Source organism: Paenibacillus sp. FSL R7-0210, assembly GCF_038009085.1.
GTDB classification, from domain to species: Bacteria; Bacillota; Bacilli; order Paenibacillales; family Paenibacillaceae; genus Paenibacillus_AQ; species Paenibacillus_AQ silagei.
Window position 1 is genome coordinate 3,976,917 of the sequence record NZ_JBBPAR010000001.1, and the last position, 22,968, is coordinate 3,999,884.

Annotated in this window: 22 protein-coding genes; 12 read left to right on the top strand and 10 right to left on the bottom strand. The window is 52.4% G+C overall.

The window, feature by feature from the left end; all coding sequences use genetic code 11:
* Positions 1–605 precede the first annotated feature (605 nt).
* On the bottom strand, positions 606–4,148 hold the full coding sequence (locus MKY64_RS17095) for a DNA polymerase III subunit alpha (RefSeq protein WP_340954540.1): 3,543 nt from the start codon (positions 4,146–4,148) through the stop codon (positions 606–608).
* A 145-nt stretch (positions 4,149–4,293) separates the two neighbouring features.
* Here MKY64_RS17095 and MKY64_RS17100 point away from each other — a divergent pair, with 145 nt between their 5' ends.
* The 3 genes from MKY64_RS17100 (at position 4,294) to MKY64_RS17110 (ending at position 5,579) form a co-directional block, all read left to right on the top strand.
* Entirely contained in the window at positions 4,294–4,614 is a 321-nt protein-coding gene (locus MKY64_RS17100; RefSeq protein ID WP_036721610.1) for a YtrH family sporulation protein, read from the top strand.
* 51 nt (positions 4,615–4,665) lie between these two features.
* The gene (locus tag MKY64_RS17105; protein WP_340954541.1) at positions 4,666–5,169 is read left to right on the top strand and encodes a hypothetical protein; all 504 of its coding nucleotides are present in this window, start codon (positions 4,666–4,668) and stop codon (positions 5,167–5,169) included.
* Positions 5,170–5,276: 107 nt separating this feature from the next.
* Positions 5,277–5,579 carry a YtpI family protein gene (locus MKY64_RS17110; RefSeq protein WP_076082940.1) on the top strand — a complete coding sequence of 101 codons (303 nt, stop codon included), beginning with the start codon at positions 5,277–5,279 and terminating at the stop codon, positions 5,577–5,579.
* 122 nt (positions 5,580–5,701) lie between these two features.
* Here the strand turns inward: MKY64_RS17110 and MKY64_RS17115 are convergent, their stop codons facing one another.
* Both MKY64_RS17115 and MKY64_RS17120 read right to left on the bottom strand, forming a co-directional pair.
* Complete coding sequence (locus MKY64_RS17115; RefSeq protein WP_209872548.1) at positions 5,702–7,036, bottom strand: DRTGG domain-containing protein; 1,335 nt, start codon at positions 7,034–7,036, stop codon at positions 5,702–5,704.
* A gap of 306 nt (positions 7,037–7,342) precedes the next feature.
* Positions 7,343–7,627, bottom strand: a complete 285-nt coding sequence (locus MKY64_RS17120) for a hypothetical protein (protein WP_340954546.1) — start codon at positions 7,625–7,627, stop codon at positions 7,343–7,345.
* 121 nt (positions 7,628–7,748) lie between these two features.
* On the opposite strand from MKY64_RS17120, the gene MKY64_RS17125 reads away from it, so the two are divergent.
* Positions 7,749–7,907, top strand: a complete 159-nt coding sequence (locus MKY64_RS17125; protein ID WP_340954548.1) for a hypothetical protein — start codon at positions 7,749–7,751, stop codon at positions 7,905–7,907.
* Positions 7,908–8,759: 852 nt separating this feature from the next.
* Here the strand turns inward: MKY64_RS17125 and MKY64_RS17130 are convergent.
* Positions 8,760–9,101, bottom strand: a complete 342-nt coding sequence (locus tag MKY64_RS17130; protein WP_036691219.1) for a YlbF family regulator — start codon at positions 9,099–9,101, stop codon at positions 8,760–8,762.
* A 353-nt stretch (positions 9,102–9,454) separates the two neighbouring features.
* Between MKY64_RS17130 and MKY64_RS17135 the strand changes: the two genes are divergently transcribed.
* The 6 genes from MKY64_RS17135 to MKY64_RS17160 are packed head-to-tail and all read left to right on the top strand — an operon-like array spanning position 9,455 to position 16,153.
* A complete protein-coding gene (locus MKY64_RS17135; RefSeq protein WP_036721601.1) occupies positions 9,455–10,822 on the top strand; it encodes a YheC/YheD family endospore coat-associated protein in 1,368 nt (455 codons plus the stop codon).
* 10 nt (positions 10,823–10,832) lie between these two features.
* The gene (locus tag MKY64_RS17140; protein ID WP_340954550.1) at positions 10,833–12,011 is read left to right on the top strand and encodes a YheC/YheD family endospore coat-associated protein; all 1,179 of its coding nucleotides are present in this window, start codon (positions 10,833–10,835) and stop codon (positions 12,009–12,011) included.
* Positions 12,012–13,385, top strand: a complete 1,374-nt coding sequence (locus MKY64_RS17145) for a YheC/YheD family endospore coat-associated protein (protein ID WP_036721599.1) — start codon at positions 12,012–12,014, stop codon at positions 13,383–13,385.
* Complete coding sequence (locus MKY64_RS17150; RefSeq protein WP_076082954.1) at positions 13,382–14,494, top strand: YheC/YheD family endospore coat-associated protein; 1,113 nt, start codon at positions 13,382–13,384, stop codon at positions 14,492–14,494. The genes MKY64_RS17145 and MKY64_RS17150 overlap by 4 nt, the downstream gene beginning before the upstream one ends.
* Positions 14,495–14,522: 28 nt before the next feature.
* Positions 14,523–15,041: an N-acetyltransferase gene (locus MKY64_RS17155; protein WP_036721594.1), complete on the top strand. Its 519-nt coding sequence runs from the start codon at positions 14,523–14,525 to the stop codon at positions 15,039–15,041.
* Positions 15,023–16,153, top strand: coding sequence for a YheC/YheD family endospore coat-associated protein (locus MKY64_RS17160; protein ID WP_339255115.1), 1,131 nt, complete (start codon positions 15,023–15,025; stop codon positions 16,151–16,153). Before MKY64_RS17155 ends, MKY64_RS17160 begins: the two co-directional genes overlap by 19 nt.
* A 454-nt stretch (positions 16,154–16,607) precedes the next feature.
* On the opposite strand, the gene MKY64_RS17165 is transcribed toward MKY64_RS17160, so the two are convergent.
* Together MKY64_RS17165 and MKY64_RS17170 are read right to left on the bottom strand one after the other, a co-directional pair.
* Entirely contained in the window at positions 16,608–17,432 is an 825-nt protein-coding gene (locus tag MKY64_RS17165; RefSeq protein WP_340954552.1) for a class I SAM-dependent methyltransferase, read from the bottom strand.
* A 141-nt stretch (positions 17,433–17,573) separates the two neighbouring features.
* Positions 17,574–18,221, bottom strand: coding sequence for a hypothetical protein (locus MKY64_RS17170; protein ID WP_036721588.1), 648 nt, complete (start codon positions 18,219–18,221; stop codon positions 17,574–17,576).
* Positions 18,222–18,321: 100 nt separating this feature from the next.
* On the opposite strand from MKY64_RS17170, the gene MKY64_RS17175 reads away from it, so the two are divergent.
* Positions 18,322–18,768, top strand: a complete 447-nt coding sequence (locus tag MKY64_RS17175) for a DUF6843 domain-containing protein (protein ID WP_340954554.1) — start codon at positions 18,322–18,324, stop codon at positions 18,766–18,768.
* Between the two features lie 5 nt (positions 18,769–18,773).
* On the opposite strand, the gene MKY64_RS17180 is transcribed toward MKY64_RS17175, so the two are convergent.
* The 3 genes from MKY64_RS17180 to MKY64_RS17190 form a co-directional block, all read right to left on the bottom strand.
* Entirely contained in the window at positions 18,774–19,730 is a 957-nt protein-coding gene (locus MKY64_RS17180) for a phosphotransferase (protein WP_340954556.1), read from the bottom strand.
* A 168-nt stretch (positions 19,731–19,898) separates the two neighbouring features.
* Positions 19,899–20,504 carry a CPBP family intramembrane glutamic endopeptidase gene (locus MKY64_RS17185; protein ID WP_340954557.1) on the bottom strand — a complete coding sequence of 202 codons (606 nt, stop codon included), beginning with the start codon at positions 20,502–20,504 and terminating at the stop codon, positions 19,899–19,901.
* Positions 20,505–20,520: 16 nt separating this feature from the next.
* Positions 20,521–21,249 carry a MerR family transcriptional regulator gene (locus MKY64_RS17190; protein WP_340954559.1) on the bottom strand — a complete coding sequence of 243 codons (729 nt, stop codon included), beginning with the start codon at positions 21,247–21,249 and terminating at the stop codon, positions 20,521–20,523.
* A 318-nt stretch (positions 21,250–21,567) separates the two neighbouring features.
* Between MKY64_RS17190 and MKY64_RS17195 the strand changes: the two genes are divergently transcribed.
* Positions 21,568–21,879: a hypothetical protein gene (locus MKY64_RS17195; protein WP_340954561.1), complete on the top strand. Its 312-nt coding sequence runs from the start codon at positions 21,568–21,570 to the stop codon at positions 21,877–21,879.
* Positions 21,880–21,969: 90 nt separating this feature from the next.
* Here MKY64_RS17195 and yidC read toward each other — a convergent pair whose 3' ends face one another.
* Entirely contained in the window at positions 21,970–22,812 is an 843-nt protein-coding gene (yidC, locus tag MKY64_RS17200) for a membrane protein insertase YidC (RefSeq protein WP_340954563.1), read from the bottom strand.
* Positions 22,813–22,968 lie beyond the last annotated feature (156 nt).

Genomic DNA, 22,968 nt, shown 5'->3' on the forward strand with positions numbered 1-22,968 from the left:
CGCTACGTAAGCCAAATGTAATCGAAAAACCGAACACAATTGGACTGGGAGCGCCACGTAGGACAAATGTAATCGAAAAACCGAACACAATTGGACTGGGAGCGCCGCGCAGGCCAAATGTAATCGAAAAACCGAACACAATTGGACTGGGTACGCCGCGTAGGCCGAATGTAACCGAAAAACCGAACACAATCGGACTGGGAGCGCTACGTAAGCCAAATGTAATCGAAAAACCGAACACAATTGGACTGGGAGCGCTACGTAGGCCAAATGTAATCGAAAAACCGAACACAATCGGACTGGGAGCGCTACGTAAGCCAAATGTAATCGAAAAACCGAACACAATTGTAGGTGGTATCGTTGTACTGATTCAATCCATAAATTTAATTCTGACGCTACACAAGGATAGCTTGGCTGCTCCTATCTGAGGCGGACGGTTCCGGCACCCAGCATCTCCTCAATGGCTGCGAACAGCCCCTCCGAGGGCTCGATCCGGTAGCTGTCGCTCAGCGCAAGCACCTTCTGGTTGCGCTCATAGAACAGCAGCGTCGCTGCGGGTCCCGGATGGGTCTGCAGCAGCGCTTGGAGGCGCGGCAGCAGACCCTTCAGCTCAGCGCCCGGCGTGATCTTGATGAAGACACGCTGGGCGCCTGGCTCCTGCCCCGTGCGCAGCGGGGCAGAGCTGTCCGGCCGCGCGGCTGACGCGGCCGGGACCTTAGGCGCGGCCTGCGCAGCGGCCGCAGAAGCGCGCGCACCGGGCGGCTGTGCCGCCGGTGTGCGCGTGCCCGTGCAGCGGCGGTGCCAGCTGCACCGCCGGGCCGGGCGCCGGGGCCACCGGCGCCCGTGCGGGCTGCAGGAGCGGCCGCAGGCGCTCCTGCAGGGGAACTGCGGCCCGCGCCGTAGGCGGGCCGGGACCCGGCGCTGCGGCGCTGCAGCAGGCCGCGCACGCTGTCTGAGGTGAGCGGAGCTACCTCCTCGGCCAGCAGCTTGAAGCCCTCGTCCTCCTGCTGCACCTTGGCGCGCAGGGCCAGCAGTGCGCCCTTCTCAATCAGGGCGCGGCTGCGTTTCCACACCTCAGGGAAGAGTACGACCTCGCAGCGCTCGATCTGATCTTCCCACTCCACAAAAGCCATCGCCTTACCGGCTTTGGTCGTGATCTCCTTCAGCGACACGACCATACCGGCCGTCACGGTCATACTCTCATCCGCTGCTTCGCCAAGATCCATCAGCTTCTGCACCCCCGGCTCCTCCAGCAGCCCCGCATGGTCATCCAGCGGATGGCCGGAGAGATAGAGCCCGAGCAGCTCACGCTCCAGCTCCAGCTGCTGGGTTCCGCTGAACCTCGGAATATCCGGGTAGCGGATCTCCCAGTTCGGCGTCTCGATCAGGTCATCGAACAGCTGGATCTGCAGCTCATCGCGCTCCTTGCGCCATTTGGCCGCCGCGTCCACCGTCTCATCCAGCATCGCCAGCAGCTGCGCCCGGTGTCCGGGCAGCGCATCGAACGCCCCGGTCTGCAGCAGCGATTCGATCACGCGCTTGTTGCAGACCCGCAGATCGACCCGGCGGCAGAAATCGAGCAGGCTGTCGAACGGCCGCTCCTTGCGGACTGCCATGATGTTCTCTACAGCCTGCGTGCCGACATTCTTCACCGCAGCCAGCCCGAAGCGGATATGCCCGCGGCCTTCACCGGGCACCGGAGTGAACAGCACCCCGCTCTCGTTGACATCCGGCGGCAGTACGCCAATCCCGGACCGGCGGCATTCCAGAACATATTCCGCCACCTTGCGGTGGCTCCCCATCACAGCAGTCAGCATCGCGGCCATGAACTGCACCGGATAATGCGCCTTAAGATAAGCGGTCTGGAAGGCCAGCACCCCGTAAGCAGCCGCATGGGCGCGCGGGAAGCCGTAGTTGGCGAACCGCACGATCATATCATAGACCGCATGGGCATCCGCTTCCTGGTAGCCCTGCTTCAGACTGCCCTCCACAAAGTGGCTGCGCTCCTGATCCAGCGTCTCCCGCTTCTTCTTGGATACTGCACGGCGCAGCAGATCTGCTTCGCCAAGCGAGAAGCCGGCCATCAGGGAGGCAATCTGCATGATCTGCTCCTGGTAGACGATAATGCCATACGTATCGGCCAGAATCGGCTGCAAATCCGCATGCGGATAGACGACCTCGAACTCCCCATGCTTGCCCCCGATGAATTTCGGGATGAATTCCATCGGACCCGGACGGTACAGCGCCACCACCGAGACAATATCCTCGAACCCGCTTGGCTTCAAGTCCTTCAGCACCCGCCGTACGCCTGCCGATTCCAGCTGGAATACGCCGGTAGTCTCGCCTGCTCCAAGCATCTCATAGGTTAGCGGATCATGATCCGGAATAATGCGGAAATCCGGCACGCTCCCGGTCATCTCCTTCACCCATTTCATGCAGCGTTCAATAATCGACAAGGTCCGCAGGCCGAGGAAGTCCATCTTGAGCAGCCCAACGCTCTCCAGATGCTCCATAGAGTACTGGGTCAGCGCCGTGCTCTCATTGCCCGCCTGGAGCGGAACAGCATCGGTTAGCGGCCCCTTGGAGATGACCACGCCAGCCGCATGCGTCGAAGCATGGCGCGGCATGCCCTCCACCTTCATCGCCGTATCCAGCAGCGCTCTGGTCTTCGGATTCGTCTCATACAACGCCTTCAGCTCAGGTGTACTCTCCAGCGCCCGGGTGATGCTGATGCCGAGCTGGCCCGGAATCAGCTTCGCCGCCTTGTCCACCTCGTTATACGGCAGATTCAGCGCCCGGCCCACATCACGGACAGCAGCCCTGGCCGCCATCGTACCGAAGGTGATGATCTGCGCCACATGCTCCTTACCGTACTTGTCCACCACATAGGCAATAACCTCATCGCGGCGTTCGTCGCTGAAGTCGATATCAATATCGGGCATCGTGATCCGCTCAGGATTCAGGAAGCGCTCGAAGAGCAGATTATATTTCAGAGGGTCCACATCGGTAATCTTCAGCGTGTACGCGGTAAGACTCCCTGCGGAGGAACCACGGCCCGGACCGGTAACAATACCGCTGCGGTGACAAAAAGCGATAAAATCCCACACAATCAGGAAGTAATCGCTGAACCCCATGCTCTCAATGACTCCCAGCTCGTAGTCGAGCCGCTTCTCGGCCGTCTCCTTCTGCTCCGGCGATTCCCAAAGCGGAGTATCCGAATAGCGCTGCTCCAGTCCGCTGCGGCACAGCTCGCGCAGATAAGCAGCGGCATCCAGCCCTTCCGGCAGAGGCGAGAATTCCGGAAGAATATGATTGCCGAACGTCAGCTCCAGATTGCACGCTTCAGCGATCCGCTGCGTGTTCTCTATCGCCTGCGGCACATGCGGAAACAGCGCAGCCATCTGCTCCCCGTTTTTGAAGAACAGCTGGTCCGTCCCGATCTTCAGCCGGTCCTCATCGTCCACCGATTTACCCGTGCCGATGCAGATCAGCACATCCTGGACCTCGGCATCCTCCTTGTCCATATAGTGGACATCATTGGTCGCGACCAGCGGAATATCTAGCTCTTCAGCAAGCGTAATCAGCTGCGGATTCACCCGCTTCTGCTCCGGTATCCCGTGATCCTGCAGCTCCAGATAGAAGTCGCTTCCAAAAATATCCTTATACCACAGCGCCGCCTTACGCGCCTCATCCTCCCGGCCGTGCAGCAGATGCTGCGGTACTTCACCGCCCAGGCAGGCACTGAGGCAGATAATGCCTTCGGAATGTGCTGCCAGCGCCTCCATATCAATGCGCGGCTTGTAATGCTGGCCCTCCAGATGGCCGATGGAGATCAGCTTCATCAGATTCCGGTAGCCGGTCATATTCTTCGCCAGCAGAATCAGATGATAGATCGGCTGATCCTTACGGCTCCCCCGCTCACGGCGCGAGCCTGCGGTCAAGTAAGCCTCACAGCCAATAATTGGCTTGATTCCCTGCGCCCGGCAGGCTTTATAGAAAGGGATGGCCCCGTACATCACACCATGATCCGTCAGCGCCAGCGATGTCATGCCGTATTCGCCGGCCCGGCGCACGAGATCTGTAATGCGCGCCGCCCCGTCCAGTAAACTGTATTCGCTGTGCACATGCAAATGCACGAATGGGCTCATATTCCCCACTTCCTTTCAGCTCCAAATCAAAACATAAGATGAAACTATTTTATCATATTAGAGGGGGAGCCGCCCATAGAATGGATTAAGAGCATATGGACAGGCAAAAGCCAGGCAGCCGCCTGATCTAAGGAGGGAGCTTTTTATGGATATTTTCTTAAGCAAGGCCGTCCTCGACTTCTTCATCGCGTTCGGCATAGTGCTGGGCGGAGCGATGCTGGGCGGAATCGGAGCCGTCGTCTCTCTTCAACCGCCAACCGATACCATGGTGGAAATCGCAGACCGGATTAAGATATGGGCACTGGCTGCTGCTGTAGGCGGAACCATCGACCCGATGAGGGTCATTGAGAGCAATATGCTGGGAGGCAATCTCTCCCCGGCGATCAAGCAGATTCTCTATCTGGTGTTCGCCTTCCTGGGCGCTCATATGGGCAGTGAGCTGGTCAAGTGGGTCTGCGGCAAGTAGAACCATCACGCCTCCAACCAAATGCCTATAGATCAAGGGGTGAAAAGATACATGCGACTTCCGCCGTTTGACCGCTACCGCCGTTTCTCGCAGATTGCTGCTGTGTTTGTGCTGGGGATGATTGTGGGAGCCGCCCTGTACAACGCCATTTATCATATGGGCTATAACATACTCTGGGTCAATAACCAGGCTCTACGGCTGGAGATTGAACAGAACCGGAAAGACATACTGACGCTCAAAAAATACAACAACACCTCCACCGTCATCCGTGAGATTAAGGTGCGTACCGAGGGCAGCAAGGTCAAGGACAATACGGCGGCACTGGACCCGGTGATAGCCAAGGAGGTCCTCAGCAAGCTGTCGGGCGATCTGGAGCCGCTGCGCGGGCGCAGCATGTTCGATATCGATTCCGACGGCAAGCTGGCGCGCCTGCTGCTGGACAGCAAAATCTATCTGGCCCGCGAGAAGGAATACACCGTCAAAATCCGCACCATGCTGGTGATGGAGGGCGTGCTGCAAATCTGGGTGGAAATCAGCCCTTATAAGCGCAGCTGAGGCGCAAATCATGATACAATAGTGGACAAATCACAATCACAAGGATACAGAGTGCCCGGCTGAGGCTACGCTGACTGCCCGGTCTTCCACAAAGGAGCTGTCCGTTCATGATTATGTTCATTAAGTATCTGCTGTTTGCCCTGCTCGTTATCTTCATGGTATGCGCCGCCGCGTACAGCATCTCTTCCCGCAGAACCGCCGACCCGCTCATACAAGGCACTAGGCGCTCAATCATGAATATGCTGCTGGGCGGAATGCTGGTCACGCTTTCACTAATGTCAATGTTCATCTTCCGCGGCTCAACGCTTAACGTGGTCATTGAGGCTGCTTTTCTGCTGCTGGGCCTGTTCAATATCTTCTCGGGACTGCGCAGCTTCAGCTACTACAGCCGGATGCGCAGCGGAAGCTGAGGGTTCAGCCGCCGCCCATACAAATAGACCAGTTGCCCCTCCTGATCGCCTGCAGGACAGCCTGGTCTATTTAGATTTTTTCGCGAAAATCGTTATTCACCCGTCATTACCCGCTAATCCCGCTACCCATGGTCAATTGACTGCAGCATCAGAACGGCCTTGGCTACAATGGTATCCATATAGCTGATCTCGATCTCCAGCTTGCAGGTGCGACGGCTGATCTCCAGCAGCTTCGGCATGACGGTGATGGAATGCTCAATCTGTACCGGACGGATGAAATAGGTTGACATATTGTCAAGTACATAGTCATTCCCGGTGATGTCCTTGGCTGCTTTGAAGGCGGACAGGGTCATCAGGGTGGACAGAACCCCTTCCGAGATCGTCCCCAGATCAGTTGCCATCTGCGGGGTAATGAAGCCATGGAAGAATAGTCTTCCCTCCTCATCCCGCTCGTCCGCGAACCCGTTCCAGATCAGATGATCGAACGTCTCTCCAAGCTGCGGCTGATTACTGGCGTCGCGCAGGCTCTGCAGCACTTCACGCCGGGTGACCGACCCTACCAGCTTGCGGTTGCGGTCCACAATGGGCAGAAAATCGATCCCCTCCCACATCATAATCTGCGCCGCCGAAGCCAGCGAGGTCTGAAGTGCAGCGGTAACCGGACTGCGCACCATCGCCTTCTCGATGCTCTGCCCTTCGCTGAGATCCTCCACATCACGCCGGCCTACAATTCCGATAACCCGGTTCCACTCATCCGTGACCGGGAAGCGCTGCTCGCCGCTGGTCTGCGACAGTTCACGCAGCTCGCCTACAGTGCTGGAGATTTTGAGTGTATTCAGGCGCAGCTTGCCCTCCACAATATCCTCTACCAGCATGATCTTCTTCTTGATCAGCCGGTCAAAGATCGCGCGGTTAATCATCGAAGCCACCGTAAACGTATCATGTCTGGACGAAATCACCGGCAGATCCAGCTCATCAGCCAGTGCTTTTACCTCTCGGCTGGTGCCGAAGCCCCCCGTTACAAGCACCCCGGCCCCCTGCTCCAGCGCAAGCGAGTGCACATCATCGCGGTTCCCTACGATCAGCAGACTGTCGGCATCGATGTACCGGATCATGGCATCGACCTTCATCGCACCGATCACATATTTATGAAGGTGCTTGTTCAGACCCTCTGCTCCGCCAAGCACATGCCCCTCAACAATATCTACGACATCCCCGAAGGTCAGCTGTTCGGAAATATTGCGCGGCTTCTTCTCCACCCGGACTGTGCCAATCCGTTCCTTGGTAATGACGATCCCCAGGTTCTCCGCTTCCTTCACTGCACGGTAAGCCGTACCTTCGCTGACCCCCATCTCCTTCGCCAGCTTGCGGACGGAGATCTTGGTTCCCACCTTCAGACTCTCAATGTGCTGCAGCAGTTGTTCATGCTTTGTAATATTATCTCCTTGACCTTCCAACTGTTACACCCCCATACCCCGATCTGTACTATTCTGTACCCATTATACATGCTGGCCACACCGGAGTACAACAGGTTACACTGTATCTTTCAAAAGTTATGACAGCTCTATGACAAGCCATTATAAATGTATGGGAGTATGCGGGAAGAACGGGCCTTCCCAGGAATGACATCAATGAGTACAGCCGGGAATATATATATAACACCACGTACGTTACTCCCGGCAAAAGTGGCATGCACAGGTAACCCCCGGTCCGCCGCACAGGCAAACAGGGGGTACTTTTGCACCGTTAGCTTAATCCAGGAACTATGATCTCTGCGACACCCGGCCTTCTTCGTTCCACTGGCCCTGCCACTTTGCAAGCTTGGCCTTGCGGACGGCATCCAGGCGCTTCTGCTTCTCTTCATCCACTCCGATAATAAAATGCAGATGTGAGGCAATAACCAGGAATGCGAAGACACACCAGACAAGACCGAAGCCCAGCACCCAGCCGGAACCATTCTGAAAAGACAGCTTCGGCAGCGCGTATAACAGCATGGCCAGGGCAACCAGCAGATACACAGAATGTTTGAATTTACTTCTTTTTCTCATTGCAGGACCGCTCCTTCGCTCTACAGGATTGTTAGAATGAATCTATATCTCTATTCTATGAACCTGCGTCCTGAAATATGAGACAAGCTGCGTAATTTTTCAGCAGGGAGGTTTTTAATTATTGGCAGGTTCTAGCCTGCCTGCCTTCCGGTACAACTTCAACCCGTTTGTCACCAAAATCACTGCCGATTTCTCAAAGGACACCCACGGCAAGCTGGACCGCCGTCTCGGGATGGCTGCTACTATTCTGCTGTGTCTGGTAGAGGGCAAGCAGGATTAGCGGATTGCAAGAAATGAAATCATTTCATAAACGTGCTAAATGTGCGAAGTTGCGTTCGAAGCGAACGTTCAGAGATAGGTGTATTTTGTGCAATTAAAAATTGTGAAAAGGAAGACTTTCCTCTTCTAAGTGTAGTCTGTACAACTAAATTTGCCCGGATGGGCAAAAATCCAGGTATAGAGGCATTTTAATTGCACGAAATACAGCTAAATGGATATTTGAGAGTAAATCAGACGATTTAGTTGTACAGATTGCAATTACGCATCCCCACTACACCTTAACTAGGACACAGCCAACTCTCGGCAAGCGGTTATAGGCGTTCTCACACGTTTAAACCTGCTGTACTACTAGTACTGCATCAGATTAAATATTGTGAATATGACCATTATCGGACCTTAATGAGGCAGCGCTCAATCCCGCAGCAGTCATTAGGATGCAGTAGGCGTTGGCACGATAGCAACTGCATTTTGTACAATGGAATGCTGTAAAAAAGGCTTCGAAATAGAATCTATTGTATTCGGTACAATTGAATGTTGAAAAAAGGCCATTTTTCACCCAAAACACAACATTCCACTGTATGAAATACAATAGAATCTCATTTTACGATCAGTAATGCATTTTCTATTGCAGGAAATACAATCAACTACCTGAATGTAAGAAGAAGAAGTCGGTAACGGGTGCAGGATCAGTCTAATAGTAGCTCGATGTTCATGTTCAGCCTTTAACACCCTGAGGTTCATTCTTACAGTTTTAAGCGGATGCTGCACTAGACTAAAAGGGTGATTCCAGAGCCGAATGGCCCTGAAATCACCCTTTTTCTGTATCAGAGAATCCCTGATGCGCTGCCGGTGCTTATTGTGCGCCGTACATTTGGGACAGGCTGTCTGTGATGATTTTGTTCACGTCTTCGATGACCACACTAAGGCGGCGTTCTGCGTCGAACAGACGGCGGATGCCGAGGTTCAGGTTAAGCACCTCAAAGAGCTTCTCCATCTTCTCCATGTCCTCCTGTGGAGGCATGTCCCCGCTCATCATCCGCTGCTGCAGCTCAATCTGGCTCTGGCGGAAGTTGTCGAGCATCTGCTTGCTCTCCGGATCTGCTTCGATCACCTTCATTGCACTGGTAATATCAGATACCTCACTGCTGTCTTTAATAGCACGCGCCAATTCATGCGCCTTGTCAATCACGTTCATTCTATTTCCTCCTCCAAATAATGTTCGTCTCTGCTTCGCTTCAAAAGCCCCCGCTCATCCAGCAGGCAGCGGATCTATGCCTGTCCAGCAGCCAGCCCGGGGGCTGTACGCGCCCAAATTTGACAGCCGCGCAAGTTCCTCCCGGGCACGCCTACTTCCTTCTGTGCTCCCGCCCTCCGGTCCAGGGTGCGCCTGCCAGCCCCCTGGCTGCCGGCGATATTAATCCGCCCGGCACGGCTTTTTCGGGAATAGGTCAATCACCAAGGGTCAGATGTCTCCATATGATGAATGATATGTAACCCTCAAGATTCATATTGCCGGCACCATGCTTGCCTACCGGAAGGAGATTCACGATGTCTAAGCTAAAGATCCCGGTTCAAACGGTCCACTCGGGCATCCTGCAGGAAAATGCTGTAATGCTAGGCGACAAATCCATGAAGAGGCTCAAAATACCGGCGCACGGAACCATTCAGCTGAACTTCGGCTCTTTCCGGCAGGAGGTTACTGTAATTCCTGTCCCCAAATCCGACAGCCTGCGTGTAAGTGAGGCACTCGGCCGGCGGCTTGGCTTAAGACAGCGCTTGACGCTTAACGCTTCCTACAGCACCGGCAGCCGCATTCTGCGTCTGGGGCCGATGATTGGCGTCCTGGTGAGCCGGGACCATCCCGAACAGCCGGAGCGGGTCTTCGGCCAGATCACCATGTTCTGCCGGGAGCTGACTCATGCCTGTCATGCACAAGGCGCCTATGTCTATTTCTTCACCCCGGAAGCGCTGGAATCACGCACCACTACCATCCAGGGCTGGGTCTACGATGAGGGCTGGCGGAAGCTGAGTCTTCCTGTTGCCGATGTGATCAACAATCGGCTGACCACGCGAAAGGTAGAGAATAAACCTAGCGTACAGCATTTTTTGGCAGATGTAAAATCCCGCTACGGAACCCACTTCTTCAACGAAAAGTTCCTAGACAAGACAGAGGTATTCGAGGCGCTGGCTCTGGACCCCGCCCTGCAGCGGTACTTGCCCGAATCGCATGCCCTGAACGGCCTCGCCATACTTAAAAAAATGTGCAGCAGCTACCCCAGTGTGTTCCTCAAGCCGGTACGCGGCAGCCTGGGCAAGGGCATTCTGCGCATTTCCAAAGAGGCAGGCGGCGGCTACCAGCTGCTGTCCACCACTCCGATGGGCACACGCAAGCAGAGCTATTCCAGTCTGGCGAAGCTATTTCAGGCCATTGCCCCCAAGATGAAAACCACCCGCTTCCAGATCCAGCAGGGTCTCTCCCTGATGGAGCTGGGACGGCGTCCGGTCGATTTCCGGGCACTGGTACAGAAGAACGGCACCGGCAAATGGGGCGTCACCTCCATCGTGGCCCGGACCGCCGGAAGCAATCATTTCGTCTCCAATCTTGCCCGCGGCGGCACGCTCAGTACGGTCAAGGAAGCCGTCGGCAAAAGCAGTCTTCCGGCCGGTGTCAAAGAGAGCACTCAGATTCAGCTGCCCCGAGCGGCGCTGGCCATTGCAAGAGGGGTTGAGACCTACATTCCCGCCCATTTCGGGGAGCTCGGCATCGACCTTGCACTTGACCAATCCGGCCGGATCTGGCTGCTGGAGGTCAACTCCAAGCCGTCCAAGAACGACAACACACCCCTGAATGATCAGAAAATCAGACCCTCAGTCAAACAAATGATTCTATACTGCCGTTATCTGGCCGGATTATAAGGAGGACATCATGACCACAACAGCAATGGGGTTCCTTGGCATTATGACAGGCCGTCGCCACGGGATTCCTCCCATCGCAGAGCCGGAGTTCTGCAGTCATCTCTGCCGTGCGGCCCCGCTGTATGAGCTGAAGGTCCTTGTTTTTCATCCGGAGGATGTGGCTGCGGACGGCTCATATGTCCGCGGATATCAATGGCAGAACGGACAATGGGAGCCTGCGCAGGCTCCGCCGCCCGACATTCTTTATAACCGCTGCTTCTACCGGACACCGGAGGAGAAAAGGGCAGCTTCCGCTGCCCTGTCTGTATTGACCCGCTGTCTGCCCTGGTCACGCGGGCTTCCTGATAAATGGGGAGTCTACGAGATTCTGCGGCGCAGCCCCGCTGCCGCCCCCCTGCTGCCGGAAACTGAGCTATACAGCAGCAGCGAAGCGCTTGGCAATATGCTCGCCGGAAGGGAATACGGCGTCTTTCTGAAGCCCCGGACCGGCTCCCACGGCAAGCGCACCCTGCACGCTGTACTGCTCGGCAGAAGCGAAGGCGGCGGAGTGAAGGTGCGGGGCAGAGACCGGGATAACAAACCTTTTCAAAATGTTTTCGGTACGCTGGACGAAGGTCTGGACTGGATCGGCCGCTTCATCGGCCAGCACCGCTATATCATACAGCCTTACCTGCATCTCACCGGCAGCGGAGGACAGCCGTTCGATGTACGTGTGCTGATGCAGAAGAACGGCACTGGTGCCTGGACCCTGACCGGCATGGCCGTCCGGCTCGGCACCCGGGGATCACTGACCTCCAATCTGCACGGCGGAGGCACGGCCGTTCCTGCTCTCCCCTTCCTGCTGGATGAATACGGCGCGGCAGGAAGAGACCTGCTGGAGGAGCTGACCCTGGCGTCTGCGCTCCTGCCTCCGCTGCTGGAAGAATCCTGCGGAAGACTCGGAGAGCTGGGCCTGGATTTTGGTATCGATGCCGGAGGAAGAATCTATCTGCTGGAAGCCAATTCCAAGCCAGGGCGCACGGTGTTCCGGCTGACGGGTGACCGCCGGGCTGCTAGACTCGCCGCCGAGAACCCGCTGCGCTATGCGCGCCATCTGCTGCTTAGCTCAAGCAGCCATCACAAGCTGCCTCCCGGGCAGCTCCGTTCACACGGGAGAATGATATCTATGGTTCCAAAGGAGGATTCATAAATGGGTCTCACTTTTTGCAATGTCCATTTCACCAAGCAGCCTGATCGAGTAGTATATGTCTCGGGTGAACTGATGAGAAGCCTGAAATTATCCGGCAAGAAAAATATCCGCCTGCGCCTCGGAAAAGATGCCATCCCGGCCACGATCAAGCCGATCAAGCGTGCCGGCAAGCACCTCTTCCTGGCCTCGGGCGTCAAAAGCGCCATCAAGGTCCCGAAGTCCGGCGGCATCTACCTGCGCAATCTGCAGAATGACGAGGTGCAGCTCGGGCCGCTGGTCGGTGTGCTCTCAGACGGACCCGCTTCTGCTGCGCAGCCCTTCGGCTCCCGCACCGGCTTCATCAAGCAGCTGCTGCGCGAAGGCAGCAACAAATGCTACATCTTCGCCTTCATGCCGCGCGATATCGACTGGCAGCAGGAACAGGTCAACGGATATTTTCTGACGGCAAGCGGCCGATTCGAGCGCAAGCTGGTGCCCCTGCCGGATGTCGTCTATAACCGCCTGCCCAGCCGCAGAGCTGAGACCTCTCCTTACATCAACCAGTTGCGCGAGCGCTTCGGACGCAAGAAGATTCCGTATTTCAACTGGAGCTTTTTCAACAAATCGGATGTCTACCGGCTGCTGGAAAATGACGGGGCAGCGAACCGCTTCGTGCCTGAAACGCACAGTAACCCCAGCTCCGAACAAATGCGGGATATGCTCGACCGTCACCACTTCGTCTATTATAAACCCTCGGCTGGCAGCCTGGGACACGGCATCTACCGCCTGACCTACCTGCCGAAGAAAGGGTATTTCGCCCGGTACCGCCGGAGCGGCAAGAATGTGCTGCTGCGCTTCACCAGCTTCGACAGCCTGATGCGTATGCTGCGGGGACGCCATGGGCAGAGCATGCAGAACTATGTGGTCCAGCAGGGTATCCGCCTTATTGAGATTGACAACTGCCCGATTGATTTCCGCTTCCACATGCACAAGAACGGCAGCAATCAATGGGTCGTCGTCGGAATCGGGGCCAAAAAAGCCGGACGGGGCAGTGTCACCACCCATCTGAAGAACGGCGGAGCGCTATTGACCCCTCAGCAGGCCCTCGGCCGTGTGTTCGGGGCCAGATCAGATGAGGTCCTCCAGCGCGCCAAGACCACTGCCGTCAAGCTAGCCGAATCTCTGGAGATCCAGCACCGCCATCTGCTCGGCGAGATCGGGTTCGACCTCGGCATTGACCAGGATGAGGATATCTGGATGTTCGAGGCCAATGCCAAACCGGGACGCTCTATCTTCCGCCACCCCTCCCTGCGCGCTGAGGGCAAAGCTTCCATTGAGCACATCCTGGAGCATTGTCTGTATCTCAGCAAATTCCGCAGGAGGGATGACTTGTGAACAGCCGGATACCCGATCCCAGCAAGCCCGTAATCGCCATTCTGACCACCAGTGACCGGCTTAAGCAGTTCCGCGGTAACCGCAATAACTTTCGCGACATTATCCGTACCGGCAGAGAAATGGGCTATATGGTCTATGTCATTACGGTCCGTGACCTGAAGCTGAATGAACAGACCGTGACCGGCTACGTGCCCTCCGCCAGCGGAAAGCTCTGGTACGCCATTCCTGTTCCGCTGCCGCAGGTCATCTATAACCGGATTCCCAACCGCGAGGAGGAGGAGAAGGCACCGGTCGCGCGCAAAATTGCCGAGTGCCTGGAGCATCCCGAGATCTCGCTGTACAATCCGAGCTTCTTCAATAAATGGAACCTCTTCGAGTGGCTCAAGGAATCCAAGGCCACCTCGAGGCATGTGCCCAAAACCCGCCGCCTGCGCAGCGCAGCGACCCTTACCGCGATGCTGAAGAATCACGAGAGCCTCTATCTCAAGCCGGAGAAAGGCAAGGCGGGCAAAGGCATCATGCGGCTGGGATACCGGCCTGACACTCTCCTTCCCTACCGGCTGCAGATTCAGAGCGGCAAAAAAAACACCACCTACAAAGCAGCGTCTGTCGAACGGCTATGGGCACGAATCGGCCGGGAAAAAGGGTCCGCCCGCTATATTGTCCAGCAAGCGATCGTGCTTGCCGGACACCGCGGCCGCCCCTTCGATCTGCGGGTGCTGCTGCAGAAAAACGGCCGGGGCGCCTGGGCGGTAACCGGCATCGGCGCCCGGCTGGCCGGGGCCCGCAGCATCACCACCCATGTTCCGCGCGGCGGCAGCATTGAAGACCCCTCCAGCATGCTGGAGGGAACCTTCGGGCCCGAGCAGGCAGAGGTTATCCTGAAGAATGTCTCTACCACGGCGCTGCTGGTGGCCCGGCAGATTGAGCGGGCTTCATCCAGCATGCTGGGCGAGATGTCGATGGACCTTGGGGTCGATGAAGAAGGCGGAGTATGGTTTTTTGAAGCCAATTCCCGCCCGATGAAGTTCGACGAGCCGGCAATCCGCAAGCTGTCACTCGAACGCATTTTCCAATACGGCAATCATCTGTCCCGCCAATCCAAATAATCCATTACCCGTCAAAGGAAGTGACACCATGCAGATATCCTCACTCTACGACAGCAATCCCGTACAGTGGGAATCCAGGCGAAACGGATTGCTTGAGTTCCTGAGGGAGTATGGGGAGCAGCGGATTACACTTCGCGGATGCAGGAGGCTGGCCCGGCTGACACCGGATCAGCTCGCCCTGCCGGGGGTCTCCCTGCTCGTTGCCACGGTGCGTGGTCAGAACGGCCGCCAGCTCGCAGGCGTCAGCTTCGTCTCCGGCTACGGCAAGGAGGCCTGTGTAGTCGCCGTACACCCCCTGTACCGGAACAGGCATACGGGCACAGCCCTGCTTGCTGCACAGCTGGAGCGCCTTGGGCATCTGGAATGCCATGTCGCCTGCGACAATGCAGCCAGCCTCAAGATGTGCTTCAACATCGGCCTTTCCGCTGTTGATCTGGTCACCGGCCCTACAGGCAAGCCCACCCTGCTCTTGCGTTCCCCGGGGAGCGCAGTTGATCCCGCCATTCTCCCGCAAGGAGGTGAGCTCCTATGCCAGAGCCCGTCCTAGGCATCCTCACCCTCTATCTGAACGACGCCAAGCAGCTCGAAGAGAAGAGTGTATACCGGAGGATGATTATTGAAGGCAGCCGGATTGGATTGGATGTCTTTGTGTTCACCCCGGCAGATGTACATGTCAGCAAGGACCTGATCAATGCCATGGTCTATGATGTCAAAAGCGGAGTATGGTCGCGCAAATGGCGCTCCTTCCCGAATATGATCTATGACCGCTGCCGGATTCAGCGCAGCCAGCGCTTCCAGCAGCTGCTGCGCTTCCGTGCGCGGTACGACCATCTGACCTTCCTGAACCGCCCGCTGCGCAATAAATGGACGGTGCATCAGACCTTCTCCCAGCGGAGCCGCTTCCGGCCCCATATGCCGGAGACGCTGCTCTACCAGTCCTCTGCCGATCTGCACCGGATGCTGAAATCCAGCCCCGTCGTCTACATCAAGCCGATTAACGGCACCGGGGGGCGCGGCATCCTGCGGATCGAACGCCAGCGTGAAGGCAAGTCCCTCTTCGATATCCAGGGACGCCGCCAGAGCCGCCAGATCATCGCCCCGCGCAAGGTGTCGCTGAACCGGCTGGAGACCATCGTCCGCCAGTGGTGCATCAGCGGTAAATTCCTCGTGCAGCAGGGCATCCCGCTGCGGCTGCCCAGCGGCCGGTTCCACGACTACCGGATGCTGGTGCAGAAGAACGGCCAGGGCGACTGGGAGTTCACCGGCATGGCCGGCCGGGTCGGCGCCGCCCGCAGCGTCACCTCGAACCTGCATGGCGGCGGGCATGCCATGAAGGCAGAGACGCTGCTGAAGCAGTGGCTCGGCAGCGAAGAGCGTGCCGACAAGGCCATGCGCGCTGCCGAGAAGCTGGGGATCGAGGCTGCCGCCTATCTCGAAGACAGCTTCGGCGCCCTCTGCGAGCTGGCCCTGGATCTGGCCATTGACCGCGAGGGCAAAATCTACGTACTGGAAGTCAACCCCAAGCCCGCCCGCGAGGTCTTCGCCCGCTCCGGCGACAACAGCACCTACCGCAAAGCCCTGGTCCGCCCGCTGGAGTACGCGATGTGGGTGTATAAGAATAAGAACACGCCTAGTTCTTCTAAGGTGGTTGAGGAGTAGGGGTTATTATTAATCTATAAACGACAAGCGCCCCTCCGGATATGCGGAGAGGTGCTTGGCTTGGCGTAACGGACTGAGGCGCTCTTATTCGGGAAGAAATTCGTCATTTGGGCGAGTAACGGACTTCAAAGGCCTTATCCTTAGCACTTCGGCTCCGAAACGTCTCATAGAGAGACACTAAGGTCGCCACTGAGTCCGTTAAACTGCAAAAAGTGGCGTTTTCGCGGGGATAAGATCTCTCTGGTCCGTTATATTCCAAACAACTATGTGGGCTGGGTGCAAATTATTTATAATCAAGAGGGGTTTACCGCTATCGAATAGGCTAATGGGAGAAACATTTTTACCATTCCTGAATCTGGAGTATTAAAAGTAGTTCCGGTACAATCGAGGGGCCTACGGTGCAGAGCTTTTTTGTAGGAACAGAAGCTGAGCTTAAAAACACTCCTGATCCTGACTATCCTGTTGAAACTCTTTGATATTGAAATAAAACATTTTGATTGGTGATACGCAGTGCTCCCGAACGTTCAAGAGTTCCTTCTAAATAATCGCAGAGTTCATTGAACCTGTCGGTCAGGATATGTAATTGGTCTTCGCTAAAATAGGAGGCCACATATAAAATGAGCGGCGCAGCCGATTGTATGACAATATCATTTTGCAATACGTATTGGGCTGTTACCTTAAAATATTTGCCGAGGATATCCTGGCCATTCTCCAGGTTGAAGTTTTTAACGGCTTCGTTAAAGAAAGACAGTCTGCCGTCAAACTCTAATATGAGCTGCAATAGTTCTCTATAATTGTTCGCGCTTACAGTTGAGGCGTACGCCGTTCCATTAGGAACCAATACGCGGTTGATTTCAGAGAAAATCTTCCTGTGGTCCTGAAAATGGTACAGCAGGTGGTTCGCAATCAAAACTTCAAATGAATGATCCGGCCAAGGCATCTTCTCAGCATCAACGACTTCATAGTGAAACCGATTTAGGGGATCATTAATACTCCCTTTTGCCGTCTCTACCATTCCTCTTGAAGCATCAGTCAAGACAATTTCCGATTTGGATTGTAATTTACTCATGTTTTTTTCCCACAACACACCGGTCCCACAACCGATTTCTGCAATCTTCAGACCCTTGGTAAGTCCCAAATGCTCAAATACCCATTCATGCCAATCCTTCTTATGTTCACAATACTGATACAGTTGTATTCTTGCATTCAAGCGGTGTTCATTGGAGTACTGGTCTTCAGAAAATTTTTGGACATGCGAAAATAACTCATCCCTGTTCATTAATCTGCACGGCACCTTTCGAGAATAGGATCAAAAAGCGTTCTTTCAAGATCATACTCTCCTTCCGGCAATGAGCATATGAGGTTCCGCATTAATTCACCTGCCCTCTAAATTATAAATGTGTTTCTTTTATGTAATGGATTATTTAATCTCTAACCCTAAATCCTCGCATATTTCATACGGTTCACAGTAACTAACACTCTTATCTGTATCTATTACCAAATCTATCATCAGGTTTTCATAATTTTCATTTAAAATCCCAAGCCTAACCCTTTCTCCATACGTCATAGCGAGTAATTTTTCCATATCGTTTATTGAAATATCTTTGTAGGAAGCTTTATTCAATACAATAATGTTAGTACTTCTTATATCCTTGAATCTTTCCCTGCTCTTATCAACATTAACTGAATACGGCAGTTTTTCTTGGTCTATCATAACCTCTACTTTTTCCATAAACTTTTCATGATTCGAATAGCTAATGTTAGAAAGTTCTCGCTGTACTGATGATTTTGCTTCGGCAAGCCAAGGTGCAATGAAAAAGAAAATAACGGTGGTCCCAAAACAAATAGCAAGCAAAAGGGGTAGTTCTTTTTCCATTAAGTGTTTTGCAAAAAAAAGATAGGCTATAATGCATAACAACAAAAGGGTAGCGTAAAAAAATAAAGAATCATAGTGTGTTACTATGTATAGGTCCCCACCTCCAATAGAAAAGACTATCCCTATAACTAAAAACCAAACGCCTACACCCATGGCTGCGCTTAACGCAACAAAAAACAAACTCATTATCATTGTATTCTCCGGTTAAATTGAATTTTTTTCCTTCACTTATAATTATCGGGTTCTCCCTATGAATCTTATATATTAATGTTAAATTCCGTAGGTAAAAAAATTGAAAAAGACACTTTTGCTACTAATACCGTTAATTTTGATACTTGCATCCTGCAGCTCGAATAAAAGCAATCTAAATACATATCTTATTCCAAACAACTATGTGGGTTGGGTCCAGATTATTTATAATCAAGAGGGGTTTACCGCTATCGAACAGGCTAATGGGAGAAACATTTTTACCATTCCTGAATCTGGAGTATTAAAAACATCCACTCCAGATGTTGAATATGGGATATCTTTCGAAGAATTTTATTACTATGATGAACAAAATAAGCAGCAAAAATTAGATGTGGATCAAATGATCCACGGTCACACTATAGGCGACGGCGAGTCGGTTAGTAGTTCCGGTAAAATCGAGGGGCCTACGGTGCAGAGTTTTTTTGTAGGAACAGAAGCTGAGCTTAAAAATACTCCTGATCCTGACTATCCTGTTGAACTAATGAAATAAGGAGTTTAATCCGCTTGACTGCATAGATGAAGTGTACCGCTATTATGCTCCTTAAGCAGCTTTGAGAAAAGCTGGCTAGAGTAATCTATCTTACGCTCAGGGAAATCGCCGGTAAGTATAATTTTCAACATCTGAAGCAGACGCTTGCCCGTTAATTCCGTAGGCCCGGAAGACCATTGATTGATACTGGGGTATAGATAGATCAACCCACTGTAACGAAAGGCAGCCCTCAATCTTTCATAAAAATCAGCATAGCTGAGGGAGACACCGTTTGCGATAAGTTCGTTGTAATACATTTTGGCATCCTCATGGTTGAAATAACCGACCAGATCTATATAAAAAGGGGCGTAATGGCAGAAGCCGAAATCAATAATATACGGCTCTCCCTTATAATAATGGACATGTGAACCATCCACCGATTGTAAATCCCCATGCGTAAGAGTCAGACTGTTCTTCTCACTGTACAAAGAAGCCATATCACGGGCAAAAATGTTGGCTTTCTCACGCAGTAATGGCAGATAAGCGCCAAATTCCTGGCAAAAATCCGGGTTTTGCTCAGCACACGCTTCAAAATGGTCCACAGTCAATTGGGTAACGAAATAATCCTCCCAATACTTACGGTCAGCGTGGGGAAGCCACGGCATCTCAGAACCTCTACGCAGATTACGGGCATGGATTTTTGCCAGTGCTTCTGCAACCCTCGATGTCCAATTTGGGCCAGGCGGAGGTGTCTTGATTCTCCCCAAGTCCTCCATCGCCATCCACTTAGGCTCATCTGTCTCGATATCCGGTGAAAAGGCTGCTGGCGTGTTCCGGTGTCCCTGGTCAGTTAACCGTTCCATCGCCAGGCGTTCTTTCAAGGCCGCTTCTTTAAAGATCATACTTCCCCTTTGACCCTCTTCATAAGTAACTCCTACGCGGCGCACTTCCGCACCAGACCACCCGCTTTCGTCTTCTGTCATGGACCCTTGCTCCAAATGAAGGACCTTTCCTAGCCCTAGTACATCAGCTAAACCTTGCGCAGCGAGGAGCATATCATGTCTCAAATAAACCTACCACCTTGGCCTTATAATTAAAGTTCATTAGCTAAAAAATAAATTAAAATCCGATGCAATTACTCTAACTATCCTCTAGCTTCTTTTTATAAAATAAATCCCTATTCCAAGATTGTAAATCGCATGTACAAGGATGGCAGGAATCAAGGAACCCGTATAATAAAACAATAAAGCACAGACCAGCCCATTAATAAATACGATAGCGTAGGCTACATAAATGCCTTTATATTGCGGTACGTGTATGATCCAGAATAGAAAGGAGCTTATAAGAATGACGACTCCGTCGATGATCGGCCTATAACCAATAAACAACCCTATTAATACACCCCTGAAGAAAAACTCTTCAAAAAAGCTTCCCCCCAGTGAACTAACGGCAATACCGCTTGGAGTCTTCAATAATTTATTGATCATTTCCGCACCTTGCGATGGAGGAAGCTCTGTGTTTGTTTTTATGATGAGACCTATGCTAATTAATACTATAGTCGTACCGACGATCAAGCCCAGTAAGGTGACTGAAAGATAAGAGATCTCATCCGGGACAAACAGCGAAACCATAAAGGGCATGATCTCTCCCCACCTAAAAATCCCAATAAGGATCAGACCCAATATTAAAAACGGTGTTAATCCCAGCAAGATTTGCAGCAATAGCTTATAATGCTGTCTCGAACTTAACGAACTCATACCTAAAGTCACCCCTTTATTCATTACCCTTTTTATAAAACACTTGGATCGCTTGTCCTGCAAACTCCACCACATCAACAGGCAATAAGCTTTTATAGATGTCCAGCTGTTGTTCCAGGTACTGATTTGAATCAGACAGCTCATCTATAGCTACAGGTACCCTTTCTAACAGTCCTTTTAATTCTCTCTGTACTTCGTGACTTTCGGGGGTTAGTTCATTTTGGATTGCTGCTCGGAAGAAAGATAACAGTCTCCTATTCAACCTATCTAATTCGGATTGTTGAGCTTTACCTTTTGGCATTATAGTATCTACCGTGTTTGCTGAGAAATATTGATTTAATATCACTCTTTGATCTTCTTCTAACCGGATAGAATTCATAAGTAACATAAGATCTTCAGTAGTTAAGTCACCGGCCTCGTGGATTAGATTCTTGATTCTGGTTATCATATCGAGAGACTCGTTTATTCTATCTCTCTTATCGAGAAGCATTGCTTCTTGAACCTCTAACATGTCGCTAAAAGAATACTCCGGCTCTTCAAGCCTTTGTTTAATTTCGTCTAAAGGCAGGTTCAAGCTTTTGAGCAGCTGGATATTGTAGAATCTCTTCAATTCATCCCTGGTATATATTTTCTGATTGAATTCATTTCGCTTACCCGGAACAAGCAGCTCAAGTTGCTCATAATGTCTAAGCGTCCTTATCGTTGTATTGACAGCGCTGGCGAATTTCCCTATTGTAAGCTCCAACGAATACCCTCCTTTGCTTTTCTCTAATAAGACCTCTTATGATGTCTATAGTAGACTGTGACGTTACGTCCTTCGCAAGCACATCTTTCGGGAATGTTCTTTCAAGCAGGTTAATGGGAAAAACATACAACAAAAAATAGATGTCGATCAAATGATCCACGGTCACCCTGTAGGCGACGGCGAGTCGGTTAATAGTCTGAGTTATCCCGATGAGCTTATGAAATAAAAACTCGCATGAATTATAAATTCAGAAGCAACGAAAGGATAGTGTACATGGAAAATGTATCTAATGCAGATTAATTAGAATCCATAACCTCTATGCAATCCACAGTCAAAAAACTTGAGAGCGCTTTGTCCCAAATGACTCAAAGTGGCGCCAATACTACCCTGGTAACCAAACGGCTCCATGCTGTATCCATCGGTTTAGCGGTTCTGGAAAATGTCTGGAATCAAAAGCCTCATTCATATACACATGAAGATTTAGCAGAGACCGGCAAGGTTCTCACTGGTTTAACCCCTTCAGTGGAGAACAGTTATGCCAAGTCAAAGGCGGGCAGTCCACAAAGAACGCTTTTGGAGCGGAGAATTAAGGCTTTGAGGCTGGCTGTTCAAGCGATTGAGGGAATGTAATCTGATCCTCGGATTCCAATTTCTCTGTCGAAATACGAAAAAAGCAGTCTTGAACTACAAAGTCCTAGACTGCTGTTGGTTTATCGAATTTTAATATTCTTCTACACCTGTAGGCAGGTTTTTACCTGCTGCATTTGGCTTCGTGTACATTTTATTCAGTAGGATCGTCTGCACGATAATGAAGATACCGCCCACCACCCAATATAAGGTTAGCGCAGCAGGCATCCCAAAAGAAAATACACCCATCATAACCGGTGACAACAATCCGATGAAAGCCATTTGGTTATTTGGATTGTGCTGATTCTGTGCGGAAGCGGATTGCGACAAGCGGAACTGAACGAAATACACCGCAGCAGCAATAAACGGCAAAATCATATCGGTCTGCCCCAAGCTAAACCACAAAAAATCGTGAGCGGCAATCTCCGGGGTACGGCGAATGGCATAGTAAAATGCAAGAGTGATCGGCCATTGGAGAAGCATCGGTAAACAGCCCATGCTTAAGGGGTTAAATTGATGCTTCTGGTAGAGCTGCATCATCTCGGCTTGTTGTTGCTTTTTTGCATCCACACTAAGGTCGTTCTTGTACTTCTCCTGAAGTGCAGTTAACTCCGGCTGGAGGACGGTCATCTTCTCTTTCATGTCCATTTGTTTCTTGGTTTGATTCATCATGAGCGGCATGATCGCAAGTCTTATGATGAACGTCATCAGCACGATAGATAATCCGTAGTTTCCGTGAAATGCATCGGCGAAGAATTTGATCAGGAATGATAACGGATAAATAAAAAAGTGATTGAATATCCCTGTTGAATCAGCAGTAATCGAGTTTGCTTGGGCTGCTGTCGAACACCCGCTAAGCATAATGACCGGAATAACTGCCATCAACAGGACGAGAATGGGCTTGGCCCATGGTTGGAGCCGAATGATCTTTTTCATCGTTGTCCTCCCTAATTGAAAGTAAGAATATCAATGTGGGGAAGGACCATTGTCCTCTTCATCCGGTGCTTCTCTTCGTCTGGCAGTACGTATGATCCAACGCTGAATGCTGCTCGGTTGCGAGAGTCTGACAGCCACATACCAAGTTGAACCCGC